Annotated in this window: 12 protein-coding genes and 3 pseudogenes; 8 read left to right on the top strand and 7 right to left on the bottom strand. The window is 66.6% G+C overall.

Annotation, left to right across the window (positions count from 1 at the left end; translation table 11 throughout):
* Positions 1 to 30: 30 nt before the first annotated feature.
* Positions 31 to 974, bottom strand: a pseudogene (locus QWY28_RS04645) (IS3 family transposase); the annotation flags it as partial.
* A gap of 47 nt (positions 975 to 1,021) precedes the next feature.
* Here QWY28_RS04645 and QWY28_RS04640 point away from each other — a divergent pair.
* Complete coding sequence (locus QWY28_RS04640) at positions 1,022 to 1,324, top strand: DUF2243 domain-containing protein (protein WP_218848686.1); 303 nt, start codon at positions 1,022 to 1,024, stop codon at positions 1,322 to 1,324.
* Positions 1,325 to 1,375: 51 nt separating this feature from the next.
* Here the strand turns inward: QWY28_RS04640 and QWY28_RS04635 are convergent, their stop codons facing one another.
* Positions 1,376 to 2,554 carry a cytochrome P450 gene (locus QWY28_RS04635; protein WP_179516874.1) on the bottom strand — a complete coding sequence of 393 codons (1,179 nt, stop codon included), beginning with the start codon at positions 2,552 to 2,554 and terminating at the stop codon, positions 1,376 to 1,378.
* A 623-nt stretch (positions 2,555 to 3,177) separates the two neighbouring features.
* On the opposite strand from QWY28_RS04635, the gene QWY28_RS04630 reads away from it, so the two are divergent.
* Both QWY28_RS04630 and QWY28_RS04625 read left to right on the top strand, forming a co-directional pair.
* Positions 3,178 to 3,777, top strand: coding sequence for a TetR/AcrR family transcriptional regulator (locus tag QWY28_RS04630; RefSeq protein WP_179516875.1), 600 nt, complete (start codon positions 3,178 to 3,180; stop codon positions 3,775 to 3,777).
* A gap of 29 nt (positions 3,778 to 3,806) precedes the next feature.
* Entirely contained in the window at positions 3,807 to 6,125 is a 2,319-nt protein-coding gene (locus tag QWY28_RS04625) for an MMPL family transporter (RefSeq protein ID WP_300951124.1), read from the top strand.
* Positions 6,126 to 6,700: 575 nt separating this feature from the next.
* Here the strand turns inward: QWY28_RS04625 and QWY28_RS04620 are convergent.
* The 4 genes from QWY28_RS04620 to QWY28_RS04605 form a co-directional block, all read right to left on the bottom strand.
* Complete coding sequence (locus QWY28_RS04620; RefSeq protein ID WP_179516877.1) at positions 6,701 to 7,336, bottom strand: hypothetical protein; 636 nt, start codon at positions 7,334 to 7,336, stop codon at positions 6,701 to 6,703.
* Between the two features lie 58 nt (positions 7,337 to 7,394).
* Positions 7,395 to 7,982 carry a TetR/AcrR family transcriptional regulator gene (locus QWY28_RS04615; protein WP_068124016.1) on the bottom strand — a complete coding sequence of 196 codons (588 nt, stop codon included), beginning with the start codon at positions 7,980 to 7,982 and terminating at the stop codon, positions 7,395 to 7,397.
* 224 nt (positions 7,983 to 8,206) lie between these two features.
* Entirely contained in the window at positions 8,207 to 8,701 is a 495-nt protein-coding gene (locus QWY28_RS04610; protein ID WP_179519313.1) for a PaaI family thioesterase, read from the bottom strand.
* Between the two features lies 1 nt (position 8,702).
* The gene (locus tag QWY28_RS04605; protein ID WP_179516878.1) at positions 8,703 to 9,314 is read right to left on the bottom strand and encodes a TetR/AcrR family transcriptional regulator; all 612 of its coding nucleotides are present in this window, start codon (positions 9,312 to 9,314) and stop codon (positions 8,703 to 8,705) included.
* 100 nt (positions 9,315 to 9,414) lie between these two features.
* On the opposite strand from QWY28_RS04605, the gene QWY28_RS04600 reads away from it, so the two are divergent.
* The 3 genes and pseudogenes from QWY28_RS04600 (at position 9,415) to QWY28_RS04590 (ending at position 11,978) form a co-directional block, all read left to right on the top strand.
* A complete protein-coding gene (locus QWY28_RS04600) occupies positions 9,415 to 10,512 on the top strand; it encodes a BtrH N-terminal domain-containing protein (RefSeq protein ID WP_068124011.1) in 1,098 nt (365 codons plus the stop codon).
* Between the two features lie 709 nt (positions 10,513 to 11,221).
* Positions 11,222 to 11,524 (top strand): annotated as a pseudogene (locus tag QWY28_RS24395) (hypothetical protein); the annotation flags it as partial.
* Positions 11,525 to 11,582: 58 nt separating this feature from the next.
* Positions 11,583 to 11,978, top strand: a complete 396-nt coding sequence (locus QWY28_RS04590) for a hypothetical protein (RefSeq protein ID WP_246284552.1) — start codon at positions 11,583 to 11,585, stop codon at positions 11,976 to 11,978.
* 11 nt (positions 11,979 to 11,989) lie between these two features.
* Here the strand turns inward: QWY28_RS04590 and QWY28_RS04585 are convergent, their stop codons facing one another.
* A complete protein-coding gene (locus tag QWY28_RS04585) occupies positions 11,990 to 12,961 on the bottom strand; it encodes a helix-turn-helix domain-containing protein (protein WP_300951123.1) in 972 nt (323 codons plus the stop codon).
* Positions 12,962 to 13,126: 165 nt separating this feature from the next.
* Here QWY28_RS04585 and QWY28_RS04580 point away from each other — a divergent pair, with 165 nt between their 5' ends.
* Together QWY28_RS04580 and QWY28_RS04575 are read left to right on the top strand one after the other, a co-directional pair.
* Positions 13,127 to 13,447, top strand: coding sequence for a 2Fe-2S iron-sulfur cluster-binding protein (locus tag QWY28_RS04580; RefSeq protein WP_300951122.1), 321 nt, complete (start codon positions 13,127 to 13,129; stop codon positions 13,445 to 13,447).
* A gap of 31 nt (positions 13,448 to 13,478) precedes the next feature.
* Positions 13,479 to 14,855: pseudogene (locus QWY28_RS04575) on the top strand (cytochrome P450); the annotation flags it as partial.
* Positions 14,856 to 14,859 lie beyond the last annotated feature (4 nt).

Here is a 14,859-nt window from a genome sequence, read left to right as displayed (position 1 = left end):
GCGGTTCAATCCGACCATGTGGTGACGGTTGAGTGCACGGACGAATCTCCGGCTCCGAAATTGCGAGCCCCTGTCCGTGTGCACGATGCAGCCGACCACGCCGCCGCGCCTGGCGACCGCGTTGTTGAGCGCCGCGACCGCGAGCCGGGACTTCATCCTCGAGTCGATCGAATAGCCCACGATCCGGTTGGAGTAGACGTCCTTGAACGCGCAGAGGTAGAGTTTGCCTTCGCCGGTGCGGTGTTCGGTGATGTCGCCGATCCACAGCTCGTTCGGCCCATCGGCATTGAACTCGTGCCGGATCACGCCGTGCTTGTCGACGGTGGCGCACAGGTCGTCGTGGACCGGTGGGCCGGGCCTCTTCGCCTTCCCGCGCTTGGGCTTGCCGAACGCGCTCCACCAGCCCATGTCCGAGCAGATCCGCCACGCGGTCCGCTCCGCCATAGGCTCGCCGTCTTCGCGTGCCTCGTCGACCAGGAACCGGTAGCCGAACTCGGGATCGTCACGGTGGGCGTCGAACAGCGCATTGGCGCGGTAGGCCTCCTCCAGCTCGGCGTCGGTGACCGGACGCTGGAGCCAGCGGTAGTAGGGCTGACGCGCGATCTTGAGCACCCGGCACGTCACCGTAACGGGGATCCCGTCCACGGCCAGCTCGCGGACGAGCGGGTACATCATTTTCCCGGCAGGTTCGCCTGCGACAGATAGGCCGCCGCGCGGCGCAGCACCTCGTTCTCCTGCTCCAGCAGCCGGATCCTCTTCCTCGCCTCACGAAGTTCGGCGCTCTCGGCAGCGGTCGTCCCCGGCTTCACGCCATCCTCGACGTCTGCGGTCTTCATCCAGTTCGTCAGGCACGACTCGCTGATGCCGAAGTCGGCAGCGATCTGCTTGAGGTGGACTCCCGGCTCACGGTTCCTCGCGACGCGAACGACGTCGTCGCGGAACTCCTTGGGGTACGGCTTCGGCACAGTGCACATCCTTCCAGCGGCACCTCTCGGCACCACAGATCAGATGTCACCTATTCGTGCAGCAGTCCCCAATCAAGGCTTGGCGTGGAGGCCGTTTCGCTCCGAGTTGGTCCTTCCATTTCGGCCTGGTTCTCGCGGGGTGGGGGATCTTCAACCTGTTGGAGGGCATCGTCAATCATCACCTGCTCGGTGTTCACCATGTGCGCGACGACATCGGCGCCCCACTGTCGTGGGATCTCGGGTTCCTAGCGTTCGGCGTGCCACTGGTCATCAGTGGGTGGCTGCTGCACAAGCGCGGTTCAGCGGTGATGGAGCGACGGGCACGAGCAGTGGCACGCCGAGCCTCGGTCGGCAGCTGAAGAGGAACTGCGTGTGGCTGTCGCCCGCGCCGGACCTTCCGCCGACCTGCGCTACTCCAGGGGCAGGGACAGGTAGCCGCGGATGGGGCCAGAGCGGAGTCGAACGGCCGAATCCAGGTCGACTTCCCAGTCCGGTTGGCGGGCGAGGAGTGCCTGCAGCGCGATGCGCGCTTCGAGCCGCGCCAGCGCCGCGCCGAGACAGAAGTGGATCCCACGTCCAAACGCGACCTGCCGTTCGGGAGCGCGATGGAGGTCGAAGTGGTCGGCGTCTGAGAATGCCTGGTCGTCTCGGTTGGCGGAGCCGAAGAGCAGCAGCACGGTTTCGCCAGTCGCCATGTGTTGTCCGTGCACGTCGACCGGCCGGGTAAGGGTGCGCGACAGGCCCTGGACGGGGGAGTCGTAGCGGAGCAGCTCTTCGACGGCGCCGGGAACGAGTTCTGGGCGGTCCGCCAGTTGCCGGCGGCTATCGGGCTGCTGAGCGAGCACGACCGCGCTGTTGGAGAGCAGGTTCGTGGTGGTCTCGTGTCCGGCCACGAGCAGCAGCAGACAGAAGCCGAGGAGCTCATCCTCGCTGAGGCGTTCGCCGTCGGCGTCGGCCTGGACCAGCGCGCTCATGAGGTCGTCCTGAGGGCGCGCGCGTCGTTCAGCAAGAAACTCTGAGAAGTAGTCGTAGAGGGATGTGGCGGCCTCCAGACCGGGGCCGAACTCGCCACGGGCGGGGTTGGACTGTATGAGAGTGGTGGACCACGTGCGGAAACGGTCACGGTCTGCCCGCGGCACGCCCAGCATGTCGGCGATCACGATGGCCGGCAGCGGTCCGGAGAACCCAGAGACAAAGTCCCACCCATCCGACTTCGGTGAATCATCGAGCAGATCGTCCACGATGGAGTGGATGTGGGGTTCGAGTGCGGCGATTCGCCGGGGGGTGAACGCCTTGCTGACGATCTTGCGCAGCGCGGTGTGTCGCGGTGGGTCGGTCATGATGAGCATGGGCAAGAACAACTGGGTCATGTCCACCCCGGGAGGGGTCGGGAAGATCCCGGACGCAGAGGAGTAGGTCGCCGGGTCGGCGAGCGCCGCGCAGACGTCGACGTATCGGCTGAGCACCCAGGTGTTCGCCTGCTCCGACCAGTAGGCGGGGACTTCACTGCGCAGCTGCCGGTAGACCGGGTAAGGGTCAGCGATGATGTCGGGATCGAACGGGCTGTAGGTCAGCTGCTGGTTGCTCATCGGTATCTCCAGGTGGCTTCATCGTCTGCTTCGTTCCCAGGCGCCCTCGACGCCGCTCCACCTTCGAACGGCCGGATCTGGTGTGGCGTGTGGTTCGCCTGTGCAGTGCCGCGAGGGGCGCAACGGCAGGAGGCGGCGATCGGCCTGGGGCCGTGGACTATCAGACAACCCTCTCAGTTTCAACAATGAGTTTGTACTCTGAGTACAGCACACCCCGTCATGCAAGTCGAGACTCCTGGCGGCGCCAAAGTGTCGTCCGGTGCCGACTCAGCGCACCCCAGACGGAGGACTCACCCACGCCGCGCCGCTCGCCTCATGGCGAGGCCCAGAGCAGCGGTGATGACGATCAGGTCTTGGCTCAGCAGGGCGGTCGGCATTCCGAGGATCCGCTGGGGGATGCTGTGCTGGTCGTAGGGCGAGCTGCCGGGTATGAACCGGGTCAGGTTGAACGGCGCCGCCCAGCAGGGCGATCGGCAGCAGTGCCGCGCCGGTGACCAGCCGCTCCGAGGAGGGGTCGCGCGGCCGGCGACTGCGCAGCGGCCGGTCCGGGGGGGCGCGACCAGAATGTGATGTGCAGATCAGGCAATTTTGCCTGTTGGGCAAGTGCCTGGGAGGCTATGGTCGTGACCCAAGGCCTGAGGGAGAGGAAGCGTGCGGCGACGGCACAGGCGCTTGCCGAGGCTGCCTTTGGCCTGGCGAAGGAGCGCGGCCTGGACGGGTTCGTGATCGACGAGGTCGCAGAGTTGGCCGGCTACTCGCGTCGTACATTCGCGAACCACTACCCCTGCAAGGAAGCGGCGGTGGCATCGGTCGCCTACGCCGGTATTGAGGCTGCCGCCGACGCACTCGAGGACGTGTCGGATGGGCGCCCGTTACTGGACGCGGTCGAGGTCGTGCTGCGGCTGCAGTTGACGACAGCGGGGCTTTCCCGGATGCGGGAGGTGCTGGCGTTGGCGCGCGCGCATCTATCGTTGGCGCCTCACGTCTATCACGTCCAGCACCGGATGCGGTTGGAGGTCGAGGAGCGGGTGGCCGCCGTGGCGGCCGGACGCTATCCGGCTTCCTACCTCACCCTGTTGGTCGGCGCCGTCTACGGCATGGTCTCCACCGCGCTGGAGGGGCTCGTCGACGTCCGCCTTCCTGGCGATCCGCCGAGTCGCGACGCCGTGGAGTTCGACGAGTTCCTGACTGAGGTCTTCAATCACCTCCGTACCGGGTTCTGACCCGCACATCACTCGCTGAGGAGCAGCCCATGTCCACGTTCTTGTACCGCCTCGGGCGCGGTTGCTTCGGCAAGCCCTGGCCCATCATCGTCGGGTGGGTGTTGGTGCTGGCTGCCGTCGTGGCTGCACTGGTGGTCAACGGGGTGAAGGTGACCTCGGAGATGAAGATCGACAACACCGAGGCCCAGCAGGTTCTCGATCGGGTCTCTCGGGAGCTGCCGGAGGCATCGGGAGGCCAGGCCAGTGTGGTGTTCACCGTTCCAGACGGCGACCGGCTGGATACCCCCGCGCGGATGGCCGCGATCGCTGAGACGGTCCAGGACGTCTACGAGCTGGACCAGGTCATCAACCCGGCTGACTTGAGCCAGGGTCAGGGGCAGCCGCCGGGAGGGCCTGGGGCTGACCAGCCGGAAAGCGGGCCGGGGACGGCGCCGCCGTACCAGCCGCTGGTCCTCGACGGGACCCCGGTGCCGGGGGTGCTGGTCTCGACTCAGGCGCCAGTGGCGCTGTTCCAGTTCCAGTTCACCGTGCCGTCCACGTCGCTGACCGACGATCAGGTCTCCGCGGTCTTGTCGGTCGTCGAGGATGCGGAGCGGGGCACCGGTCTGCGGGTCCTGCCGAGTGACTCGCTGAAGGCGATCGAGATCCCGGTCGGCGCCGCCGAGGTGGTCGGTCTCGCGGTCGCGGCCGTGGTCCTCGTTCTTACGCTTGGCTCGCTCGTCGCCGCTGGCCTTCCATTGATCACCGCCCTCGTCGGGGTCGGGGTGGGCGTGGGAACGGCGTTTGCCCTGTCGACGACGGTGGAGATGAACACCGCAACCCCTGTCCTGGCGTTGATGATCGGCCTCGCGGTGGGAATCGACTACGCGTTGTTCGTGGTCAACCGGCAGCGGCGACTGATCATCGATCGCGACCTCGACGCCCGCGAGGCGGCTGGCCGGGCGGTTGGAACGGCAGGCAGCGCCGTGCTCTTCGCCGGTCTCACCGTGATCGTGGCCTTGGTCGCGCTCACCGTCATTGGCATCTCCATGCTCACCACCATGGCTCTGGTCGCCGCGGCCACGGTGCTGCTCGCTGTCCTCATCGCGCTGACCCTGCTGCCGGCTCTGCTCGGACTGATCGGGGAGCGGATCGTGTCGGCCAAAGCCCGCAAGAAGGGGCATACCCGCCGGGAGGAGGACAGCCACAGCGTGGCCGACCACTGGGTCAAGGCGGTGGTGCGGTTGCGTTGGCCGGTGATCCTCGGTGTAGTGGCGGTCTTGGGGGTGGGTGCTGTTCCCGCGGCGAGCATGGACCTCGGCTTGCCGACGGGTGCCAGCGCAAACACCGACACCGCCGCGCGGCAGAGCTACGAGGCGGTCACCCGCGGGTTCGGTGAGGGGTACAACGGTCCGTTGCTGGTGACCGTGGAGTCCGCCGATGGCGCCGCCGTCACGCCTCGGACCCTCGGCGCGGTGACCCAACAGCTCCAGCAGCGCAAGGAGATCGTCGCTGCGGTGCCAGTGGGCACCAGTCAGGACGGGGAGATGGCAGTCCTCAGTGTCATCCCCACCTCGGGCCCAGACGACGATGCCACGGCCGACCTCGTTCAGGCGCTCCGTTCACCCAGCTCGGCTGTCGCCCAGGATCATGACGTCGTGATCGGCGTCACTGGCTTCACCGCTATCGGCATCGACATGTCCGACCGGCTCGCCGAGATCGTCCCGCTGTACCTGATCATCATTGTGGGGCTGTCGCTCCTGATTCTGCTGGTGGTGTTCCGGTCACTCGTCGTACCGATCCAGGCCACGCTCGGGTTCCTGCTCAGCATCTTGGCGACCTTCGGGGTGACCACTGCGGTGTTCTCTTGGGGATGGCTTGGCTGGATGGTGGGGGTCGACACCGGCGGGCCATTGTTCAGCTTCATCCCGGTCATTGTCACCGGAATCCTCTATGGGCTAGCGATGGACTACCAGGTCTTCCTGGTCTCCTCGATGCGCGAGTCCCACGTCCACGGCCACCACGGCGAGGCCGGCGTGGTTCACGGTTTCGATCAGGCCAGCCGTGTCGTGGTCGCCGCCGCGGTGATCATGGTCTCGGTGTTCGCCGGCTTCATCTTCAGCCATGACGTGATGATCAAGCAGATCGGCTTCGCGCTTGCGATCGGCATCCTCATCGACGCCTTCTTGGTCCGCATGACCTTGACTCCGGCGCTGATGTCGCTGTTCGGCGACAAGGCCTGGTGGTTGCCGCGTTGGCTGGACCGGATGCTGCCCGACCTCGATGTCGAGGGCGACAGGCTCCTGCGCATGCTCACGGAACGTCAGGACACGGAGGTGGCGCGTCGTCCTGAGGTCATCGGCAAGTAGTGGCCCGCCCTCACGGCCGCGTGCGAAGGAGGGGGCGGTGTGGCCGGGGCGCGTGCTGGTCTGCGTCACCGGCACATGTAGCGAGCCTGGCTCGGCCCGTACGGGATGAAGGGATCCGCCCGCTCGCGCGACTATCGAAGCGGCCTCGGTCGGCCGTGGCGTACCCTTGGCCGCGTCCCGCCGTGAGGCTCATTCACCGGCGGGGAGCACCGAAGCCGGAGGAATTCCTCGATCTCGCGCAGGCCGCGCGCGATGTCTCTGTCGATACGGCTCCTTCGTCGCTGCTCGCGCCGCTCAAGCCAGTCACGCTCCCATTGCTGCCACTCGCGGTAGCCGCCACATCCGAACCACCAGCAACTCCCGAAGGCCACCATTCCGCCATAGAGCCACCACGCCGCATGCCACACCACGTCGGAGAGCAGGTCCGCCATTGGCTGCCAGACAGGCCCGCGGTTCATTGGGTCACCCCCAACGGACGCGAACGGGAAGAGAGAAGCGTCCGGATGGCAGCACGCTACATGCCGTCGTGCATGCACGTAAGTCCGTCACGAGTGGGTAGCGCTCGGCCACCCGGATCACCAGAGGTTCGGGCCTGTCTTCTCATCGAGATTTCGCACATGCCGCGCGACACGTATGAGGATTCGCTGCAGTCGGTCGAAGTACCCGGGTAGCTGCTCGAGCACGGCGGTGCTCCGGTTGAGACGTTCCAGGCTCTCGGGGAGTGGCCCCGCGGTGTCTGCGAGCCTCCGCATCGGCCTCCTCACCTCCGTCAGTGGCTCGACGAGGTCGCGATCGAGCCGACGTAGCGAGGTCTGGAGGCCCTCGAGCTGCCCGGAGAGGGCCGCGATCTTGGGGGCGGCCTCGCCGAGCGGCTTGGAGGTCCGCTGCAGGGCCGCCAGGTCATCCAAGAGTTGGTTGATCTGGCCGGCGAGGGTTTCGATGTGCGGCGCGACCGCGGAGAGGTCCTCGGTCGCGGTGGCCACAGGGGGAGTGAGGCTCTCGACATTGCGGTCGATCCTCTCTACCTGGTCCAGGGTGTCCGGCGCTCGGTCAACCACTTCTAGGGCCGCCGGCATGTCGGAGGCCGCCCGCACCAGCCGGGGGATGTGCGGCAGCAGCAGGGCGACCGCAACGGTGAGGACGAACAGTGCCAGTGCGAGGACAGCGGCCAGTACGCGGACTGCCCAGATCGGCAGGGCTTGGTTGAGCACGTCGTAAGATCCTCGTCTGTCGGGACCGGCACCGTCGCTTGCGGCCGCGCGGTCGGGGTCAGCGCTGACGCAGCCGCAGGCCGTCGAGGACCAGGGTCGTCACGGCGCTCGCGATGCGCTCCTGGTCCAGGGCCTGGTCGGTGACAAGGTAGGACAGGGCGCTGATGGTGACCGCACCGAAGACCGCCATGGCACCCGACTCCGGATCGGGCACCTGCCGCAGCGAGCCCTCAGTCACGCCGTCCTCGATCAGCGACTGTACGGGCTGGTAGTAGGCCGCATGAATCATCGCTGCGATCTCAGGGATACGGCCCGCACGTCCTAGCTCACCCACCAAAGCCCGGCAGATCGCCGGCTGCTCCGCCATCACCCGCAACTGCGCTCGAATCACCTCGGCGAGCCGGGCCGCTGCCGACCCTTCCGACTCGACGGCGATGGCCACCTCATCCGCAACGCGGTTCAAGGTGTCGCGGAACAGAAAGGCAAGGATCTCCTCCTTGCCGGCGAAGTAGTAGTACAACGTCGCCTTGGGAATCCCAGTGGCAGCAGCGATGTCCTCGATCTTGGTCTGCTCGACACCGTGATCGGCGAACAGCTCCGCTGCGACGCTGAGTTTGACCGCCGTGTGAGCCGGGACAGTACGCACCGACGTGGATCCCTTCGCTGTGCTGGGCTTGTACCGAGAGTACAAACATGGCGTCCATCTGCACAACTGACCTCGTCAGCCGACGGCCCGGGGTCGGGGCCGGATTGGCGAGCCGCTCGAGTGGTCCCGATCCCGGGTGTGAGCGTCAGCGGATGCCCGGATTGGAGGCGCAGGCCGCAGGCCGCGAGCGATGGCCCGAGGCGGCCCTGCAAGGACGGGCGCGGTCAATCCGCAGGCACGCCAGGTGGACTGCCCTGAGCGAAGTGCTCGACAGACACTTTCACGAACACGGCCGTAGAAGTGATGACCGCGCGACCGGCTGGCTCGGTTGCACGGGCAGCGACGAACAGCTTGCGCCCTTCGCGCCGGACGACATCGGCCTGGAGTCGGTACTCCGCTCCGATGAGTACCGGTGCCAAATACTCGATCGTCAGTTGGCGGGTGACGGCAGGGCCTCCTTCGAGGAAAAGCAGGCAACCGTAAAGGTCATCGACAACGGTGGCGACTGCGCCGCCATGGACAATGCCCGGTGCGCCTACGTGACGATTGTCGAACGTGTGCCAAGCCTGCACACCATCCCCGTGCCGCAGGGCCCGGAGGTGGTGCCCATGGGGATTGTTCGGGCCGCACCCCAGGCAGTGGTCGTGGTGAGTCGGGAGTTCAGCCCCGTCCGGGTAGACGGTGAACTTCTCCGCCCACATGGCCAGCAGCGCTTGCATGTCAGCCACGAGGACCGCCCTGGAGGCGCTGCGCCCAGGCAGCCAAGACTTCGCTCTGCCGTTCATGGGAATGAGGAGCGAGCAGACCGCTAACCCCTCGACCGAGAAGGAGATCCAGGGTGAGTCGGATTTCGATGGGGTCCTGTGTGACGTAGGTGCGGCACATCTCGGCGAGCTCCGCGTTCACGCGGTCTTCGGTGGGGACCAACTCTGCCCGCAGCTCTTCGTGAGCGCGGGCGGCCACCCACAGTTCGAGGCTCGCCGCATACAAGGGCCCCGACAGCGCATCTGATAGCAGGCGGAGCGCCGTCCCTCGCCTCCTGTGGTCGGTCGCCCCCCCGTCCTCGGCGTCACGGAGCTCGAGCTGGGCCATCTGCTCTCGGACGCGGCGCAGGCGCTGCTGCGCCAAGTGCTCAACCGCCGCCACGACCAACTGGTCGCGTGTCCCGAAGTGGTGCAGCTGCGCGCCGCGAGAAAGGCCCGCTCGAGCCGCGACCGCGGCGCTGGTTGTCCCCGTATAGCCGAGCTCGGCAAGGCATGTGACCGTCGCGTCCAGCAATGCCCGACGGGTAGCAGCCGAGCGGTCTTCTTGTCGTCCTAGCTTCAGCGGCACAGCCTGAGTCTACATGCGTGCATGAATGCATGTAGATTCGCGCCCACCGTTTGACGGGCACACGCTCGCGCAGAGTGCTCCGACTACTCCAGGAGTTCCCATGTCAGTTGAGGTCGCTGCGCTTCGGCCGGAGCCGCGTCGAGTGCTGCTGGACTATCCCCACCGTCAGGCAGGTCATTGCGGGTCCGGAGCGCTGAGAGACCTCTTGGAGTGGGCCGGCCTGGGCTGGGAGGAGGTGCCGAGCGAAGGTCTGGTCTTCGGAATGGGCGGTGGGCTCGGCTTCACCTATCTGCGGGTGCCTGGTCTCACCCCGCCCATCTACGTCGTCGGGCGTAGCAGTGACCTTGAGGTGGATCTTCTTGCCAGGCTGGGTGCAGAGGTCGACGTCCGGCACACCGACGACCCCGCCACCGGTTGGGGTTGGGTCCGTGGGGAACTACGACAAGGTCGTCCCGTGCTGATGTGGGCAGACATCGCTGAGTTGCCCTACCTGAATGTCCGCCTCCAGATGAGTCGGCACGACATCGTCGTGATCGGTTACGACGACGAGACCCAGACCGCTTTCGTGGTTGACAACGACCGAGCCGAGGTGCAGGAGGTCCCCTACGATGCGCTTGCGCGGGCGCGCGCGTCACGATCCTTCCCCGTGCCCACCAGGCACACGACCTACTTCGTGAACTGGCCCCAGGTCCTGCCGGATCTCCGCCCGACCGCGGCTTCGGCCCTCGTCGCCTCCGTCGAGAACATGCAAGCGGCGGCGACCGCGATCATCCCGGACACCTCGGTGCTGCCGCCGGATGCCGTTGCTGGTGCCGGGATCGATGGAATCGGGGTCTTCGCGGAAGATGTCGGCCGGTGGCCGGAACTCATGCCCGAACCTGAGTTGGACGTCGCGCTGCGCTCTCTCCACGCCTTCGTGGAGAAGGCAGGGACCGGCGGCGGCCTGTTCCGCCGGTTGCAGGCGCAGTTCTGTGCCGACGTGGCGCGGCGAACGCGGTCCGCTGAGATGGCGAAGGCTGAAACTGCGCTCCTGCGCTGCGCGGCCACATGGTCGGCTCTGGCTGCCGCCGGCCGTAGCGACGGATCGACGCTCGCTCGCTGGCGACACGTCAATGAACTCGCCGCGACTCTCACCAGCGACGAGCACCATGCCATCTCCCAGATGCGCACTGCTGCGGGCGAACTCCGGGGTGGGTGACCGATCGTGGCCGGTCGGCGAACGCAATACGCGAACACCACCGCCGACGATCCCCGCTCCACAGCTTAAGCATTCCAAGCCGATCGCCGAGTCATCTCGACTCGTCTCCCATCGAGGTCCGCGGCGCGAACAGCTAGTGGCGGCGGCTGACGCGATCGAGGATCACGGCGCCGGGGTCGGCACCGCTCAGATCGCCGAACGCGCAGGCATGCGCGGCCCCACGTCTACCGCCACTTCGCAGCAAGGAAGATCTCGTCGGCGAGGTGCTGCGGTGCGCGGCGGACCAGGTCATCGACCACCCTTCGGCCCGCGATGCAGGTCAGTGGCACCGGCCCTGCCATCATCCGGGTGCCATCGGGGCTGCACTCGGTTGGGCGGCCGAGCATCCGACCCTCGATCGCTTCATGGCAGTGCGCCAGCAGAACAGGGAGATGCGTCGGGCCAGGCTTGGGGCGCACGCGGTTCCGGGGGAGTTGGTGGCCGCCGCGTCGGGCGTACCTGCGCAACCCCGAGGTCGACCTTCCGGGACGGCGTCATGGCGGGGCTGATGGGCACCCGGTCGATGCTGGGACCATCTGTTGGCTCGACTACCACGACGAGTCGCACGACGAGGTCGTCGCCCGGATCGCACACCAGGTGTGGTTGACCCGCGCAATCTCGCTGACAGCGTCGGGCTCGGCTTCGACGACGACAGCTACTTGAGCGTCCGATGAGGACCGCTCCAGCGTGTGGACGGCGCGCACTGTGCGCAGCCGCGTTGGGAAGAGGAGGCCGACGCATGGTCGTCGAGGTCGGGAAGGCCGACGACCACCTGGCGGTGGCGATGACGCCGACGGCGGGACCGCACCTTGAGTCGGCCTTCTTCCTCGATCACGACAGCGCTGCGGTGCGCGACTTCACGCAGCAGGTGGTCGCCGGCGCATCGACGCCGCGTGAGCGGGCGAGCCTGCTCTTCGCAGCGGTCCGGGACAGAGTCTGGTACGACCCCCATTCGGTGCCCCGAGACCCTGAGCACTACCGGGCCAGCTACGTGCTCGAGGCAGGCCGCGCCTACAGCGTTCCCAAGGCCGGTGCTGCTGACCGCAGCGCTGCGGGCCGTGGGCATCCCTGCCCGGGTGGGCTTCGCCGACTTCCTCAACCACCTGCGGACCGACAACTTGCGGGCCCTCATGGGTGGCGCGGACCTGTTCGTGTACCACGGGGTACTGCAGCGTCCACCTCGACGACCGATGGTTGAAGGCGACGCCGGCCTTCAATGGCGAGCTGTGCGAGAGCTTCGACGTGCCCCGATGGACTTCGACAGCTTCGACGACCTCTCGCTGGACCGGACCCTGACGGCCCTCGACCAGGCCTACGGCCGCATGACCCCCGGCTTAGGGGTTGCGGACGACACCTTCGCTGCTCCTGCCGACACCGGGGAGGCCACCGAGCATGCAGCCGTGAACCCGTCGGTGAGCTCGGACTGAGCACTCTCGCCTCATCGGTGCTCGTGCTCACCTCGGAAGTGGCTCGGTGAGCTGCCGGTCCATCTCTTGAAGGCGTGCGAGAAGTTGGTGAGATCGCTGTAGCCGAGCTCGTTGGCGACCTCGCTGACCGACGTGGAGGGGTCGAGAAGCCGCTTCCTGGCGCGGTCGACCATCGACTGCTGCAGCAGCTCCCGGAAACTGGTCCCCTCAGCGGCGAGGCGGCGCTTCAGGGTGCTCGAGGACATCGAGAACTCGTTTGCGACGGACTGGATCGTCCTCGCCCCGGGCCCGTCGTCGAGCAACGCCCGGACCCTGCGGGCGAACTCCGGGGTGCCGGCTCGGCGCGCGAGCGCCTGCTGGAGCTCGGTGACGGCGAGTCCGTAGGTGATCGGGTCGGGGAAGCGGCAGGCAGCACGAAGCGTCCTCGCGGGCATGTGCAGGTAGGAGAAGGGGGCGTCGAACTCGAGTCGGGACCGGCTCTCGGCCTCTCGGGGTAGCCCGCTCGGCTCCGGCCAGTGGCTGTGCATGGTCGCCTCCGACGGCTCGCCGACCAGCAGGTCGATCAACCGCATGAGTGCCAGTCCGCAGTAAGTGACGACCAGACAGTCGAGATCGGGGTCGCCTGCGTTCCCCAACAGCCTGATCGTCAGGTCGTCCTGCCGCGGATGGAACTGCGTGGTGACCGCTTTGGTGATCAAGGGCAGGTAGGTCAGCAGCTCCACGACCTCTGCGACGGTGCACGCGCTGACCAACGGGACACTCAACGGTCCGAAGGACGTGAGCTGCGCCTGTTCTGCGCAGGCGATCCCGAGCCGGGTGGCCTGCTCGACGTCGAGGTCGGGATAGACCTCGCGGAACCACCGCAGCGGTGCCTCGCCCTGGGTCTGGATGAGAGCCAGCTCACCGGTTCCCTCGCGCGCCATGATGACGCGAAAACGCTCGACGGCGTCCTCGTCGATCGCCGGACTGCTCAGCAGCTGCACGAAGGCCAGCGACGGGACGCCTGGCTCGTCTGTCCACACAGGCAGCCCTCACGTGATCCGAATTCACAACATACTGACACGATACGACATGGCTTTGCCAGCGGTCCGTCGACAACAATCATCACCGAAACGTCCATCCGGTAGGCAAAGGCAGGAGAATTGTCGATGGCAGTGGTCACCTTCATGTCGCACGACGGGGAGCAGCACGAGGCTCCGCTTGAGGAGGGCAGCTCGCTGATGCAGGTGGCGACGAACAACGCCATCCCGGGCATTGATGCCGACTGCGGCGGCGAGGCCGCCTGCGGCACCTGCCATGTGATCGTTGATCCCGCCTGGGCCGACAAGGTCGGCCGGTCGGGTACCGAGGAGGAGGAGATGCTGTCGATGAACCCCGAGCGACAGCCGACGTCTCGCCTGTCGTGCCAAGTCAAGGTCTGCGAATCGTGGGACGGCTTGACCGTGCAGTTGCCCGAGTTCCAGATGTAGCAGGAGGTCAAGCCAGATGAAGTTCCCAGAAGTGAAGATCCCAGAAACAGTGAAGACGAAGGTCGAGTCCGCCATCCCCCTGGAGCGACAGATCCAGGGCGCGCGCCTCTACGACAAGGGCCGGCGGTGGCTCACCGGCGCGAACGGGCCGATGTTCGTCGAGGCCCCGATCCCGCCGGTCGAAGAGGTCCCCCTCGCCGACATCGACCTCAGCAACCCGTTCCTCTACCGACAGGGGCGGTGGGCGTCCTACTTCGAACGTCTGCGCAACGAGGCTCCGGTCCACTACCAGCCCCACAGTCCCTTCGGCCCGTTCTGGTCGGTGACGCGTCACGCCGACATCATGGCGGTGGACAAGAACCACGAGGTCTTCTCCGCCGAGCCTCTCATCGTCATCGGAACACCCCCGCGGTTCATGGACGTCGCGATGTTCATCGCCATGGACCCGCCCAAACACGACATACAGCGTCGCGCCGTCCAAGGTGTCGTCGCGCCGAAGAACCTCCATGAGATGGAGGACCTCATTCGCGAGCGCGTCAGGGACGTCCTGGACAACCTGCCCGTCAACGAACCGTTCGACTGGGTGAGCACGGTGTCGATCGAGCTGACCGCCCGCATGCTGGCCACGCTGCTTGACTTCCCCTTCGAGGAGCGGCACAAGCTCGTCGAGTGGTCGGACCTGGCAACCTCGATGGAGCAGACCAACGGCGGCCCCGCCACTACCGACAACGACGAGCTGTTCCGCGGCATGCTCGAGATGGCGCGAGGACTCACTGAACTCTGGCACGACAAGGCCGCCCGGCTCGCGGCCGGCGAAGAGCCCGGGTTCGACCTGGTCACAATGCTGCAGAGCGATGAGGGCACCAAGGACCTGATCAAGCGTCCGATGGAGTTCATCGGCAACTTCGTTCTGCTGATCGTGGGCGGCAACGACACCACACGCAACTCGATGAGCGGCGGAGTTCTCGCGCTGAACCAGTACCCCGACCAGTTCGAGAAGCTCAAGGCCAACCCGGACCTGATCCCGAACATGGTCTCTGAGATCATCCGCTGGCAGACCCCCCTTGCGTACATGCGGCGGATCGCCAAGACCGACACCATGCTGAACGGCCAGTTCATCCGCAAGGGCGACAAGGTGGTCATGTGGTACGCGTCGGGCAACCGCGACGAGACGGTGTTCGAGCGACCGGACGAGCTCATCATCGACCGGCCCAACGCCCGCAACCACATTGCTTTCGGCTTCGGCGTGCATCGGTGCATGGGCAACCGGCTGGCCGAGCTGCAGCTGCGGATCCTCTGGGAGGAGCTGCTCCCGCGCTTCGAGAGGATCGATGTGGTCGGGGAGCCGCAGTACGTGCAGTCCAACTTCGTTCGCGGCATCAGCAAGCTGATGGTCGAGCTCACCCCCAAGG

Origin of the sequence: Nocardioides oceani, from assembly GCF_030412965.1 — a bacterium.
Taxonomy (GTDB): domain Bacteria; phylum Actinomycetota; class Actinomycetes; order Propionibacteriales; family Nocardioidaceae; genus Nocardioides; species Nocardioides oceani.
Note: the sequence above shows the minus strand (reverse complement) of the source record. Positions and strands in the feature narration are given on the sequence as shown.